The 13,722-nt window shown below is 53.1% G+C and carries 10 protein-coding genes and 1 other annotated feature; of the genes, 2 read left to right on the plus strand and 8 right to left on the minus strand.

What is annotated here, in order from left to right:
- Positions 1-19 precede the first annotated feature (19 nt).
- The 4 genes from NYE29_RS00595 to NYE29_RS00610 form a co-directional block, all read right to left on the minus strand.
- Positions 20-1,228: an MFS transporter gene (locus NYE29_RS00595; protein ID WP_076111468.1), complete on the minus strand. Its 1,209-nt coding sequence runs from the start codon at positions 1,226-1,228 to the stop codon at positions 20-22.
- 72 nt (positions 1,229-1,300) lie between these two features.
- The gene (locus NYE29_RS00600) at positions 1,301-1,843 is read right to left on the minus strand and encodes a hypothetical protein (protein ID WP_340893814.1); all 543 of its coding nucleotides are present in this window, start codon (positions 1,841-1,843) and stop codon (positions 1,301-1,303) included.
- A gap of 134 nt (positions 1,844-1,977) precedes the next feature.
- Complete coding sequence (locus NYE29_RS00605) at positions 1,978-2,397, minus strand: DUF350 domain-containing protein (protein ID WP_038588259.1); 420 nt, start codon at positions 2,395-2,397, stop codon at positions 1,978-1,980.
- A gap of 30 nt (positions 2,398-2,427) precedes the next feature.
- Positions 2,428-4,794 carry an endonuclease MutS2 gene (locus NYE29_RS00610; RefSeq protein WP_340893816.1) on the minus strand — a complete coding sequence of 789 codons (2,367 nt, stop codon included), beginning with the start codon at positions 4,792-4,794 and terminating at the stop codon, positions 2,428-2,430.
- A 140-nt stretch (positions 4,795-4,934) separates the two neighbouring features.
- Here NYE29_RS00610 and NYE29_RS00615 point away from each other — a divergent pair, with 140 nt between their 5' ends.
- Complete coding sequence (locus NYE29_RS00615; protein ID WP_038588253.1) at positions 4,935-5,282, plus strand: phage holin family protein; 348 nt, start codon at positions 4,935-4,937, stop codon at positions 5,280-5,282.
- Positions 5,283-5,365: 83 nt separating this feature from the next.
- Here the strand turns inward: NYE29_RS00615 and NYE29_RS00620 are convergent, their stop codons facing one another.
- Positions 5,366-6,436 (minus strand): GGDEF domain-containing protein, encoded by a 1,071-nt coding sequence (locus NYE29_RS00620; protein WP_340893817.1) that lies wholly within the window; start codon positions 6,434-6,436, stop codon positions 5,366-5,368.
- A 297-nt stretch (positions 6,437-6,733) separates the two neighbouring features.
- Between NYE29_RS00620 and NYE29_RS00625 the strand changes: the two genes are divergently transcribed.
- Positions 6,734-7,126 (plus strand): cupredoxin domain-containing protein, encoded by a 393-nt coding sequence (locus NYE29_RS00625; protein ID WP_340893819.1) that lies wholly within the window; start codon positions 6,734-6,736, stop codon positions 7,124-7,126.
- 202 nt (positions 7,127-7,328) lie between these two features.
- Here the strand turns inward: NYE29_RS00625 and NYE29_RS00630 are convergent, their stop codons facing one another.
- The 3 genes from NYE29_RS00630 to pheS all read right to left on the minus strand — a co-directional run bounded on the left by NYE29_RS00630 (position 7,329) and on the right by pheS (position 13,242).
- Complete coding sequence (locus NYE29_RS00630) at positions 7,329-9,500, minus strand: hypothetical protein (protein WP_445322142.1); 2,172 nt, start codon at positions 9,498-9,500, stop codon at positions 7,329-7,331.
- Positions 9,501-9,702: 202 nt separating this feature from the next.
- Entirely contained in the window at positions 9,703-12,147 is a 2,445-nt protein-coding gene (pheT, locus tag NYE29_RS00635; RefSeq protein ID WP_340893821.1) for a phenylalanine--tRNA ligase subunit beta, read from the minus strand.
- Positions 12,148-12,207: 60 nt separating this feature from the next.
- Positions 12,208-13,242 (minus strand): phenylalanine--tRNA ligase subunit alpha, encoded by a 1,035-nt coding sequence (gene pheS, locus NYE29_RS00640; RefSeq protein ID WP_340893822.1) that lies wholly within the window; start codon positions 13,240-13,242, stop codon positions 12,208-12,210.
- 57 nt (positions 13,243-13,299) lie between these two features.
- Positions 13,300-13,588, minus strand: a binding site (T-box leader).
- Between the last annotated feature and the right edge of the window lie 134 nt (positions 13,589-13,722).

The following is a 13,722-nucleotide window of genomic DNA, read 5'->3' on the forward strand; positions in this document are numbered from 1 at the left end:
TCCGGTCATCACGCCCTCTTCAAGACGGATGATATTTACCGCTTCTCAGCAGACGGCGCAAGACCAGCCAGCTGCCCAGCGGAGATGCACCCAGCAGCAGCATCAGCAGCGTGATGACCTGTGGTGAGTCGTTCACAGACAGCACCGCAATGAATACGAACATCCCTAGCAGCCGTCCGCTCATGAGGCTCAGCTCCCTCAGCACGACAAGCTCGACCCGTTTGCCGGCTGCCTCCGCAGACAGCCCCATCAAGTCAAAGCTGGTCGAAACCATGGGCAGCATATACAACGGAATACAAAGGGAGGTTCCTATGCCCATGATCAGCAGCGTCCCGTAGCTGACTTTCCAGAGCAGCGGTGTAATCACAGCCAGCAGCAGCAGGCCACCGGCCAACATGCCTGCGGAGCGGAATTTAGGCTTGAACCACTTACCGGCAGCAAAATAACTGATCAGAGATACAGCTGAGGTAATGAGAGCAAACTGCCCCAGCTTGCTCTCCTCCCTAGCCGCTATGTACACTAATAAGCCGATCAGAAATGAAAAAACGCCCTCACGCAGCCCTTGAAACAGCAGCGCAGCCGCTGCCGGTCTCCATGGGCTCCCGGCACGCCGGAGCTCTTTCCAGGGCTCCAGCCACAGGTAGGTCCCTTCGCTCTTACGCTTCTGCAGCAGAAAGCTGAGAACGGCTGAAATACCATAAGTGCAGAGCGAGATTATAAATACGACGCGGTACCCGCGTTCCCCTGGCCACAGCGAGATCAGCCAACCGGAAACCCACGGTCCGACGATGCCGGTAAAGGAACCAAGCAGCCCCATCCACCCATTGAAGAAATCGCGGTTCACCGCTTCGGTAATTTCGAAAAACACGATGTTGAACGCCAGCCAGAAGAAGCCTATCGAGAGCCCCAGGATCAGGCCGAGCGGCCAGATATAATGTACTGCTTGTCCCCCCAGCCACAGCACCAGCAAATAAAAAAAGCCCGAAACGGCGATTCCCAGCCGCAGGGCATTCATCTTATTATGCTCCTTCACCCATTTGCCGCCCACCCAGAAGCTGAGGCCAACAGCCACCTGCTGAGCAACCGTAAACCAGCCGATCATGGCAAAATTTTGGCGGTTTTTCCACAGATAGACGTTCAGAAAAGTGCCTGCCAGCACACTCGCCAGCATATACAGCCCGGCCACGGCAAGCAGCAGAACCGCCTGATTACGCAATAAGCTTTTCATAATTAACCCCCTGCCTTTTGGACATTCCTAGCTTTAATATGTCCAGAAAGCAGGGCTGACATGAATCGGCATTTATTCCGCAGAGGTGCTCAGGTTACGCACAAACTGAATACGGTCTTCCTGCGCCAGATTGTGCTGAACATGAAAACATGAAGGGCATACATAGAGATTAAGCGCAAACGGCGCTTTCAATACAGCTCCACCCAGTGCTTCGGGAGCTGATGGCTCAAAGCTGTCTACCTTCTGTGTACCGGCAAGCACCATCAGTTCATGACATTGCGGGCACTCGGGGGCTTCAAGCTGTGCAGCAAGAATTGCAGAAACGCTATGCTCATAACGCTTCATATCATAATCGTCGCTGAATTGGCTGGCGGTATTGAAGATTGGCACTACGCTCTCCTTGTCGCTGTCGTCCCACAAGTCCTCATCGCTGATTTCCTCTGATTCCGGTTCGTCCTCAGTCTCCGGCTCGTCTTCTTCCAGATCGTCACTGCCCAGAGTGACTGTACGGTAGCCGCTAAGCTCATTGTTGCAGTGGGGGCAAGTCTCTTCGGGTCCAAATTCCTCGTCCCACACGATTTCGGTATGACACCAAGGGCATACGGTTGTTTCCATCACTAAAATCTCCTTCTTACCTCACATTTAAATTCAATTCACCATTAAATAAATAATACCGGCCGCTATAAAAGCCAGGGCAGAAAAAAACAGAATCCGGATCAGCATCTTCATGATTTTCCTACTCCCCGAGTTTAGAATATAGCGGCGCCAATTACATAAGACAGTGAAACCGAGATCAGCATGGCCGTCAATCCGACAGCACGGTTATCTGCGGCAATTTCATCATCAATTGAAAAAACAGGGGTTAAAAACTCGAACAAAAAATAAGCCAGCAAGAGCAGCAGAAATCCGACAACCGACCATTTCATCGTCTCGTAAATTGATGCCCCTGCCTGTATGCTGAAGCGCAGGATATTACAAATGCCGAAGATTTTGCCGCCTGTCGCCATAGCTACCGCCAAATTCCCTTTGCGGATTTCTTCCCAGCAGTTATATTTGGTCACCATTTCAAAAAAGGACAGAAACACCACCAGCCCCAAAATCGCCACGGTGAAGTAACCGATCAGTGCGCCCAGCGGATGGCCCAGCATAAGATCAATAGTTTCTTGCATCTTTCCCCCTCTTTCCGCCAGGCTCCGCCGCTATTGCAGTTCAGCCACGGTTACGCCCGCGCCGCCCTCATTATAATTCCCGAGCCGGTAGCTTTTGACATGCTTATGCTTGCGCAAGTACTCCTGAATACCTGTTCGCAGCACGCCGGTTCCTTTGCCGTGTATGATCGAAATCTGGCCCAGGTTGCCGAGAAAGGCTTCATCAATAAAGCGGTCGGTCTCCATGATTGCCTCTTCCAGGTTCGTCCCGCGCAAGTCCAGCTCACTGCGGATGTTCTCGTCACGGGTACGTTTCACTGTAGTAGCCCGGCGAAGAGCAGGAACGGGGACATCCGGGGCGGAAGCCAGGAACTCCAGATCGTTCAGATTAACCTTCATCTTCATAATGCCGAATTGCACCAGCGCTTCCTTCGTTCCGCTCAGCTCCACGACGAAGCCTTTCTGATTCACGCTCGGCAGTTTGACTTCATCTCCGGGCTGAATCCGCCGCGGCGCTTTGCTGCTGCTGCGGGATACCGCCTTCTTGCGCGGTGCCGGTTCGGCTTCATCGAGGCGGCGGCGTGCTTCAATCAGCTTATGCTCCTTGACGGAGGCACCTTCCTCCATCGCCAGCCTGCGCAGATCGCTGATGATTTCCTCCGCTTCCTTACGCGCCTTATCCAGAATGGCACTGGCGTCTTTCTCCGCCTTCTCCAGCCGCTTGTCGCGCTGGCTCTCCAGCTTCTCCAGCTCCAGCTGCTGCCGGTTGCGGAATTCTTCCGCTTCACGGCGGACCACTTCAGCACGCTCGCGTTCATTCTCCGCACCCAGCCGGTTCTCTTCAAGTGAAGCAATCATGTGCTCCACGCGCAGATCCTCTTCCTTGACCTCGCCGCGGGCATGCTCAAGAATGTCACTCTGCAGGCCGAGGCGTTCGGCAATGGCAAATGCATTGCTTCGGCCCGGCACCCCAATCAGCAGTCTATAGGTTGGGCTGAGACTTTGCACATCAAATTCCATGCTGGCATTGATGACCCCTTTGCGTTCATAGGCATAAGCCTTCAGTTCGCTGTAATGCGTGGTGGCCACCATCCGGCATTCTATCCGGTGAATATGCTCCAGAATCGCAATGGCGAGTGCCGAGCCTTCGGCCGGATCTGTTCCCGCTCCCACCTCATCCAGCAGGATCAGACTTTTCGGAGTCATACGCTTCAGTATGGAAATAATATTGGTCATATGGCTGGAAAAGGTACTGAGGCTCTGCTCAATGCTCTGTTCATCCCCAATATCGGCATAAATCGCATCAAATACACACATCTGGCTGCCTTCCTCTGCCGGAATGAACAATCCGGACATCGACATCAGGCTCAGCAGGCCGATGGTCTTCAGCGTAACCGTCTTACCGCCCGTATTCGGCCCGGTAACGATGATTGAGCTGTATTGATTGCCAAGCTCCACATCCAAGGGAACGACTTGTTCCGCCGGAATAAGCGGGTGGCGTCCCTTGCGCAGCTTGAGGTAGCCACGATCATTCATCCGTGGCTGGGTCGCTTTCATATCACGCGCCAGACGCGCCTTGGCAAAGATGAAATCAAGCTCGCCAAGGATATCGACATCATAGGTCATTTCTTCGGCAATGTCGCCTACCAGCGCGGTCAGCCGGTGGAGAATGATCTCAATCTCGCGTTCCTCGCGCAGCCGGGTCTCCCGCAGCTTGTTGTTCATCGCCACAATGGACTCCGGCTCAATGAACAGCGTTGCCCCTGAACCGGACTGGTCATGCACGATTCCGCCAAAATGGGCGCGGTATTCGGCCTTGACCGGAATGACAAACCGGTCACCGCGGATCGTCACCAGCTGATCCTGCAGCATCTTGGCCACTGAGGAGGAACGGATCATCGAATCCAGCTTTTCACGGATTCTCGTCTCCCCTCCGCGCAGCTCTCTGCGGATCGTGGCAAGCTCATGGCTTGCCGAATCGAGCACATCCGCATTCTCATCAATGCAGGCCCGGATGTCATCCTCTACATGCTTCTGCTCCGAGAGCAGATCGCTTAAGGCAAACAGAGAATGGATCTTCTCATCCTCATGCATGGCCGCCAGAAACCGCTTGACCCGGCGGGCTCCGCCAATGGTATTGCCAACCGACAGCAGCTCCGTCGTTCCCAGCATGCCGCCGATGGAGGCGCGTTTCAGCGCAGGCCGAATATCGCTGACCCCGCGGAAAGAAGGAATTCCCTTCAACCGGTCAACGTTAGCCGCCTCATCTGTGGCCTGCAGCAGTTTCTTCACCCCTTCAAAATCACCGGAGGGCTTCAGGTCTTCCGCCGCCAGCCGTCCCATCGGAGTTTGCGTATATTGCATCAATTTATTTAAAATCTTGCGATATTCAAGCGTATGCAAAATCTTGTCGTCCAATTACTGTCACAGCTCCCTTCATAGATGTTTACATTATACCTAATTCGGCCCATTTGCGCTATTTAGGCATAGAATCGGCGATTCAGGCCACAATAACAACTGCACATATCCTTGAAACGAAGGCAAAGGAGGTTAGTTCAGTGAAATTTTTGGGTCATGTCGTCCGTTTCATCGTTGCAGCCATCGTGCTGCTGGTTGTCGGCTGGATTGTCCCGCAGTTTACGATCGGCGGTTTCTGGAGTGCGCTTGTCCTTGCCCTGGTGATCGCTCTGCTTGGCTGGGTTATTGAGGGCATCTTCGGCAAAAAAACAACGCCCTTTGGCCGCGGAATCGTCGGTTTTATCGTCAGCGCGTTAGTCATCTGGATCGCCCAGTTTGTCGTGAGCGGTGTCAGCGTCTCGATCCTTGGCGCGCTTCTGGCAGCACTCGTCATAGGGATTATCGACCTGTTTCTGCCGGTATCCACTCCGTTTGAAGCGGGAAAATAACGTATCGCCCAGCAGTGGCTCTGCAGACAACGAAACCCCCTATTTCCGGATTATAACGGAACTAGGGGGTTTATTATAGTAACTTACGCATAGGACATGACCGGATCATCGTCATGGGCTACAGATGCGGTAACCACAGTGTTCTTTCCGCTCCGCTTGGCTTCGTACAGGGCATTGTCCGTCTTACGGAACAGCCGCTCTTTGCCGTCTCCGAGCTGGTAATCACATAATCCGATGCTGACCGTAATCGGCTTGTCACCGGCATAGGGATGCTCCATCTGGGCGATGTTTGTCCGCATCTTCTCTGCAGCGGCATAAGCATCGTGAAAGCTTTTATCCGTGAAGATCACCGCGAATTCCTCCCCCCCATACCTCGCCGAAAAATCATTTAAGCTGATCAGGCTGCCCATCTTGGCAGCAACCTCCTTCAGCACAAGGTCTCCGACCCAGTGTCCATATGTGTCATTCACCTGCTTGAAGTTATCAATATCAAACAGCGCCAGCTGCAGCCGCAGCCCGTTGCTTTCACACTGCTCCAGCAGTGAGTCCAGATATTCATGAAATGACTTGTGATTGTAAAGACCGGTAAGTGCATCAATCTTCAGCATCTTATCGGAAATTGCCCGCTCGACCATAAGTTCCTGTTCGGATATGGTCAGCTGCTCCAGATGCTCACGGACTTCACGTGCCCGGACAATTACAGCCTGAGCCATCACAACGAACACAATAAACACGCACTCTACCATCAGAAACTCCAACAGCGGCTTATGCAGCAACGGCCGTTCCAGCCCCAAATAAACACCGGCATAAAACAGTAAGCTGATCAGTCCCAAACCGTGCAGCAGTCTTTGATCGAAATAAACAAGCGCAATCATAATTGGCATCATCAGGGTCATTTGTGCACCGTCAACAAACGGCTCCAAGACGAAATACATCAAATAGGACACAATAAACCCGCAAACAACAACAGCCTGCTTGTGATATTGCAAGGTAGTGCGCAACCACATTTCGGCGAGTATCATCGCGATCACAATCATTATATTACATCCTATAAATAGGTGCCCCTTGCTCGGAATCAGCACTGTCTTGACTTCAGGCATATGGGTTGACAACATAAAGATGAGCTGGGCAGCCAGCATGAAAATTACCAGCACCCAATACCCGCTTAATATTCTCCTGTGCCATATCTCCGCATTCAACGTATCATTAGCTAAAGTGATGTACATCCCCTACTTCTAACCGTTAATATAATAGCTTTCATTATAATAAATTTAATTTATTTTTGCATCATTTATTTGCATTATTCGACAAACTTCGGACATATTTTAGACGAAATTCCGAGCCTGATTGTTTTTCAACAGTATTGAAAAGTTTATCCAAGACTTCCGCTTAAAAGTAGGCTATGCTATTGTCACCGAATGGTATCAAAATATAGTTATAGGAGGATGAAGATGATCCGAAGATCAGCCATGCTGCTGTCCATCGCATTTATTCTTATACTATCGGCCTGTAGTGGCGGCAACGGCAAGCAAGCCGACTCCACCAGCAGTAATGGTACTGCTGCTTCCGGCATCAAGCCGGAGGATGAACTCGTCATTTCTGCTACGAATTACAGCTTTGACCAGGAGGAATATCATTTAAAAAAAGGCGTGCCGGTGGAGATCACCTTTAAGAATGAAAGCGGCAATCACGGAATTCTTGTTCCTGAGCTGGAGCTTCAATTAACCGCCAAGGACTCTTCCCGCGTCATTGTTCCAGAGGAAGCAGGAACCTTTGAAATGACCTGTGCAATCATGTGCGGCTCCGGGCACAGCTCGATGAGCGCTAAGATTATCGTGGAATAATCGCATACAGTTATCCGCAGATGCCAACTTGATATCTAACAAGTGGAAACGGCTTCGCCGTCCTCAAAAGGACGGTATCCGTTTCAGCGAGAAATAGAAGGATAATTTATAGCGTGAAGCATATAAATTTTTATATTTAGATAAAGACGGGGCCCAGGCAGAATTCACTGCCCGGGCCCCGTCTTTATCTTGCGTCCGCCATTCAACTATCCTGTTCGATCAGTTGAATCCATTCATTATATTCACTTTGCAGCTTGGCATATTCCCCTTGGAGATTGCGATGCTCCTGAGAGAGCTTATCCAGCTCAACTTGCCGAAGTTCGAACTGCGCCTGCACCAAACGAAGCTGGCCCTGCACAAGCTCGTAGCTCTCACCGATTTCTGCGAGCTGCTGCTGCACCTCGCTGCGCTCCCGGTTCATGGATTCAGCCTCGGCTTCGGCTTCTCCGGCCTGCTGCTGCCAGATCTCGATTTCCTCGCGCAAAGTGGCTTCCGCTTCGCTCCACTGCTGCTGACGCTGCTGAAGCTCTTCATACTTATGCTTCCAGGATGCCTCGTACTCCCGCGCTTCCTTCAGCACTTCCTGCTGCTCCGCTGCAGTTACGGCAGCTTCACGGCTGGCTTCGTAGAGCTCTTCGAGACGCCGTGTGGACTCTTCGCTTTCGGCTTCCAGCAGCTCGTATCTTTCGCGAAGCTGCTCGCCGTCCTGCAGAACATCATCATACTGTGCAATGAGTTCCTCATAACGCCCGCGCAGCGCCGAAAGCTCCTTGCGGGCTTCTGCGGCAGCTTCACGCTGTGCTGCGCTCTCACTTTCCGCTTCTGCACGCAGCTGGGCCTCACGGTCGAGCTGCTGCACCATTCCGTCTGCCTGGCCGCGGAGCGTATCAATCTCACGCTGCAGTCCTGCTGACTTCTCTTCGGCTTCCAGAAGGTTCATCTCCAGCTCGCTGATATCCTCCATATGCTTGTCCGCAAGCTCCTGCCAGTTCCCGGCTTCCTCTGCTGTACGGGTAAGCTCCGCCTGTACGTTCAGCAAACTGTCTTTGGTTCCCTGCAGCGACTTGCGCAGCTCTGAGGATTCTTGCTGTGCCAGCTCATACCGTTGGCGCAGTCCTTCCAGCTCATCGCCGAGCAGCTCTCCCAATTCGGCTGCAGAACGCAGCTCTTCCTTGGTGTGGCTCAAGGTATCGGTTGTTGCCTGCAGAGATTCTCTGAGTTCTACGGCTTCGCGCTGTACCTGCTCATAACGCTGGCGCAGCTCTTCCAGCTCCCCATTCAGCAGTGTTCCCAGTTCCGTAGCGGAGCGCAGCTCTTCAGAAAGCTGCTCCTCCCGGCTTAGAACCGCTTCATATTGCGCCAGAAGTGTCGTACGGGCATCACGTTCACCCTTCAGCCCCGCTTCCGCCGCTCTCAGCCTGGACTGAAGCTGCCCGGTTCCGCCGCGCAGCTCGCTAAGCTGCTTCTCGAGCTCTCCGAGCTGCTGCTTATGCCGGTGCTCTTGGGTACCCTGTGACTGCCGCAGCTCCTTATTCTTGGCAAGCTCTTTCTGCAGCGCTTCTCTTTCGGTGCTGAGTTCTTTGTCCAGCGCGGATTTGGTATCCGCCAGTTCCTTGCTCAGCGAAGTGCGGATCTCCACAACCTCGCTTCCCAGCGACTCCCGGGTCTCGGCCAGTTCCTGCTGGAGAGCCGACAGCGTTTCCGCTTTCTCCTTGGACAATGTCTCGCGGAGAAGTTCCAGCTCCTGCGCATGTGCCGCTTTCAGTACTTCCAGCTGCTCCAGACGTGCAGCTTCAAGCCGTTCCAGCTCCTGCCGGTGACTCTCGCGGGCAGCAGCCTGCTCATTCTCATTCGTATCCCGCAGCGTCTTCAGTTCCACCTCGCGGGCCTGCAGCTCTTCAGCCAGCTTATCCCGGTCCGCAGCGGCCGTCTTTCCTGCTTCAAGCAGCTGCTCGGCATGAACCTTGCGCTCCTGTTCCTGTATCTCCAAATGCCGTTTGCGTTCCTCTTCAGCGGCGGCAATCAGCCGTGCTGCCTCTTCTTTGGCCGCAGCATCCAGCCGTTCGAATTCCTCCTGCCGCTCCCGCTGTACTTCGAGGAGACGCGATACCTCCACGCGCAGCTCCGTGCGCTCGCCGGTCAGCATATTCAGCTCATTCTTAAAGTCCTGAACCTGGATGGCCTGCTCTGCCATATGTACGGCTGCAAGCACCGCAATCCGCGGTGTATCCAGTCTGGAATGTGATTTGGAAATTGCGCGCATGTGCTCGTCCACATAACGGGCAACCTGCTTCATATATTCAGTGCTGCTTCCGACAAGTTTATAGGAAGTTCCATATATCTCCACGGCGACACGAGTCCGGTCCATAGCCACAGTTGTGCCCTCCTTTGTATGTGTGCGGATTCTAAGTTGCTATCCCTGCTTCTATTGTAGCGTTATTCTTAAACATTTGGCAAAAAAAACGTCTTCATTATATTGATTTAGTCCATATCCGCCGAACCTTAGACTTATTAGAAAAAAGCCGCAGCGAATCTCTGGTTCTAAATGGATTCGCTGCGGCTTTGCACAATTCCTGCTACTTTCTTAATTCCGCACCAAAAGTTTGCTGAAGTGCGGAAACAACCTTATCATGCACTTCCCCAACTTCCTCGTCGGTCAGTGTATGTTCCGTATGACGGTAGAGCAGCGAGATCGCTACGCTCTTCTTCCCGCTTTCCATTTTGCCGCCGGTGTACACGTCGAATACCTGCACATTCTGCAGGAGTGTTCCTCCGTTCTCACGGATGGATGCCAGCAGATGGCCTGCCGGAACTTCCGAATCCACAACGACTGCGATATCCCGTTCCATTCCCGGGAAGCGCTGCAGTTCACTGTACTGCAGGTTAGCGCGCGCAGACTCATAGAGCGGCTGCAGCAGGATCTCAGCTACATAGGTATCCTCCAGGTCAAGCTTGCGCTGCAGTTCAGGATGAAGCTGGCCGATTGTTCCGATCTTCAAGCGCCCTTCATCTCCCAGCAGATACACCGAAGCGGAACGGCCCGGATGATAGTCTTGCGGGGCATCAGCTTCGTAGACTACGCGTCCGGTAAGTCCCAGATGGGCAAACACGGTTTCCAGCGCGCCCTTAAGATCGAAGAAATCGACAGGCTCTGCCGTCACATTCCACTGTTTGGCTGCGCGGCTTCCGCTCAGCAGCAGTCCCAGCACCGGCAGCTCACGCGGCTGGCGGGTGAGCTGCTCTTCGTCGGTGAAGAAGACATTGCCGATTTCGAACAGCGCCAGATCGCTTTGCCGGCGGTTGGTATTGTAGAGGGCAATATCCAGCAGCTGCGGAATGAGGCTGGTACGCAGCACGCTGCGTTCCTCGCTCATCGGCATGGCCAGCTTCACAGAAAGTTGGCCTTCTGCAAGCGCAGGGAACCATTTGCTCTGCTCCGGCTGAATGAAGGAATAACCCATGACCTCCTGATATCCGCCAAGGGACAGCAGGCGGCGCAGCTCGCGGCGCAGGAACTGCTGTCTAGTGAGTGCTCCAGGAGTGGTAATGCCTTCCATCAGGGTTGTCGGGATATTGTCATAGCCATACAGCCGGGCAATCTCTTCAATGAGATCCACATCGTAGCTGATGTCGCCGCGTCTGGTTGGCACCTGAACTTCAACAACTCCCTGGGAGGCATCACCGCATTTGAAATGCAGACGGCCAAACAATGTCTTCACTTCCAGCAGTGACAGCTCCGTGCCGAGATAGTTGTTCAACTTCTCCAGTGACAAGGTCAGAACCTTCTCCTGTACAGAGTCTCCTCCTGCCTGAACAATGCCTTCATGCACTGAACCCCCGGCATAACGCGCAATCAGCGCTGCCGCCCGGTCCAATGCCGGAATTACGGCATTCGGATCCACTTCTTTCTCGAAGCGCAATGATGCTTCAGAGCGGAGGCCGAACTGGCGTGAAGCCTTGCGGACCGTTCCACCGTCGAATTTGGCCGATTCCAGCACCAGATTCACTGTTTCTCCAGTTACTTCCGTTGCCAGTCCGCCCATCACTCCGGCAAGCGCTACGGCTTTTGCCCCATCGGCGATCACAAGCATTTGCGGCTCCAGCTTGCGTTCTTGCCCGTCGAGCGTAGTCAGAACCTCGCCTTCCTGCGCAAAGCGGACACCAAGCACGCCGCCTTCCACCTTGTCACTGTCAAAGGCATGCAGCGGCTGTCCGTATTCCAGCATGACGTAGTTAGTGATATCCACGATGTTATTGATCGGACGGACACCTGCAGCCATCAGCCGGTTCTGAATCCAGAGCGGAGAAGCAGCAGGCTTCACTCCGGTAATATAGCGTACTGCATAGCAGGAACAGTATTCGTCATTCTCGATTTTTACGGAAATAGAGTCGGATGCCTGGCTCCCGGTCTCTACCAGATCCGCTGCCGGATCGGGCAGCTTCAGATCCCGGCCAAGAATCGCACTTACCTCATAGGCCGCGCCAATCATGCTTAGGCAATCGGACCGGTTCGGTGTCAGATCGAATTCAAGAATTTCATCATTCAGGCCCAGCACCTTCAGAATATCCTGGCCGATCTCGGTATTCTCAGGCAGAACAAGAATGCCTTCCTGCAGTTCTTTCGGCAGCAGCTTGTCATTGAGCCCAAGCTCCTTAGCCGAGCAGATCATGCCTTGCGACAATACGCCGCGCAGCTTGGCTTTTTTGATATCCAGACCTGGAAGCTTCGCGCCCACCAAGGCTACAGGCACCTTTTGCCCCGCTTCGACATTCTTTGCTCCGCATACGATCTGCAGATCCTCGCCCTGTCCTGCATCCACGATACACACGTTCAGCTTATCGGCGTCGGGATGTTTTTCTTTCGATTTCACATATCCGGTTACAATCCCGGAAAGCCCCTTGTTGCGGCGCTCGACACCGTCAATCTCAATGCCTGCAGTGGTGATTTTGTCCGCCAGCTCTTCAGCGGTTACTCCCTCTAACGATATATAATCAGCCAGCCATCCGGTTGATACTTTCATGTCCGCTCACTTCCTTTATTTCAGATGTATTTATCTAACAGCCGCTCACCCGTCAAAAATCTAAATGCCCTTGAACTGCTTCACGAAGCCCATATCATTGATATAGAAATAACGGATGTCGTCGATGCCGTATTTCAACATGGCAATCCGCTCCGCACCTACGCCGAAGGCGAAGCCGCTATATTCCTCAGGGTCGTATCCGCCCATTCTGAGTACATTCGGATGTACCATGCCAGCGCCGAGGATTTCCAGCCAGCCGCTCTGTTTGCACAGCCGGCAGCCGTCTCCGCCGCATTTGAAGCAGCTGACATCAACTTCAACGCTAGGCTCGGTGAATGGGAAGAAGCTCGGACGAAGACGGATCCCCGCACTCGGGCCGAACATTTCTTTCATGAACTGCTGCAATGTACCCTTCAAGTCACTCATGCGGATTCCCCGTCCAATGACCAGACCTTCGATCTGATGGAACTGGAAGGAGTGGGTGGCATCATCATCATCTCGGCGGAACACTTTGCCCGGACAGATGATTTTGACCGGGGTTTCGCCCTGCATTGCCTGCATGGTGCGGATCTGCACCGGAGAAGTCTGCGTACGCATCAGGAGATCATCCGTCAAATAGAAGGAATCCTGCATATCGCGTGCCGGATGGTTCTTCGGCAGATTAAGTGCCTCGAAGTTATAGTAATCCGTCTCTACTTCAGGGCCTTCTGCTACCAGGTAGCCCATGCCGATGAAGATATCTTCAATCTCCTGCACCACCCGGGTGAGCGGATGAATTCCGCCTTGCGGCAAACCGAGGCCCGGCAGCGTTACATCGACTTTCTCTGCCTGCAGGCGGTTCAGCGTTTCCTGCTGCTGGAATGCCTCCTGCTTGGAGCCGATAATTTCCTCAATCGCGCTGCGCACCAGATTCGCCACCTGGCCGATTACCGGTCGCTCTTCCGCGCTAAGTCCTCCCATTCCCCGCAGAACCTCGGTTAACTCGCCTTTTTTGCCCAGATACTTCACGCGTAAGTCATTTAGAACCTGCGGATCGGTTACTTCCTGCAGCTTAGCCAATGCCTCAACCTTCAATGCTTCCAGCTTTTCTTTCATGGCGTGTACTGCCCCCTTAATCATCATATTGTCAACAAAAAAAGGCCTTTCCTCCCGGTAAGGGACGAAAAGACCGTGGTACCACCCTTGTTAGACTGCCGTACCCCTTCCCTTAAGAGCTGTATTCCCTCTTTCGGTGCGGTAAAGACATGCCTCACTTTAACAGAAATAACGGTCTGCGGCCGGTTTCCCCTACTGTCTTTCTTCAAAAAGATCTTGAAGTAAATTCAGGGAACTGCTCCGGAGTGAACTTCGGCAGCTCTGCTCTCCTAGAAACGCTCTCAATCTGCGGCGTCTCCTCCCTGTAAGCCAGGCACTGCGTACTCTTCTCCATCACTGCATTTATAATGATGTAGCTGAGAAACTGCATCTTCTTACTCAGAAGATATGTCTATTTATTATATGCACAAAATTTCATTTTGACAAGCCGACAAATTCAGAGGAATCAATCCCTAAACTCGCCGGGAACGAACCCGCTAA

The sequence above is a fragment of the Paenibacillus sp. FSL M7-1046 genome (assembly GCF_038007405.1).
GTDB lineage: Bacteria > Bacillota > Bacilli > Paenibacillales > Paenibacillaceae > Paenibacillus_AQ.

Excerpts from the sequence above, each read along its gene's own strand:
- pheS (WP_340893822.1), bottom strand. The coding sequence starts at position 13,242 with ATGAAAGAAAAGCTGGAAGCATTGAAGGTTGAGGCATTGGCTAAGCTG.
- NYE29_RS00595 (WP_076111468.1), bottom strand. The coding sequence starts at position 1,228 with ATGAAAAGCTTATTGCGTAATCAGGCGGTTCTGCTGCTTGCCGTGGCC.
- pheT (WP_340893821.1), bottom strand. The coding sequence starts at position 12,147 with ATGAAAGTATCAACCGGATGGCTGGCTGATTATATATCGTTAGAGGGA.
- NYE29_RS00605 (WP_038588259.1), bottom strand. The coding sequence starts at position 2,397 with ATGCAAGAAACTATTGATCTTATGCTGGGCCATCCGCTGGGCGCACTG.
- NYE29_RS00600 (WP_340893814.1), bottom strand. The coding sequence starts at position 1,843 with ATGGAAACAACCGTATGCCCTTGGTGTCATACCGAAATCGTGTGGGAC.
- NYE29_RS00625 (WP_340893819.1), top strand. The coding sequence starts at position 6,734 with ATGATCCGAAGATCAGCCATGCTGCTGTCCATCGCATTTATTCTTATA.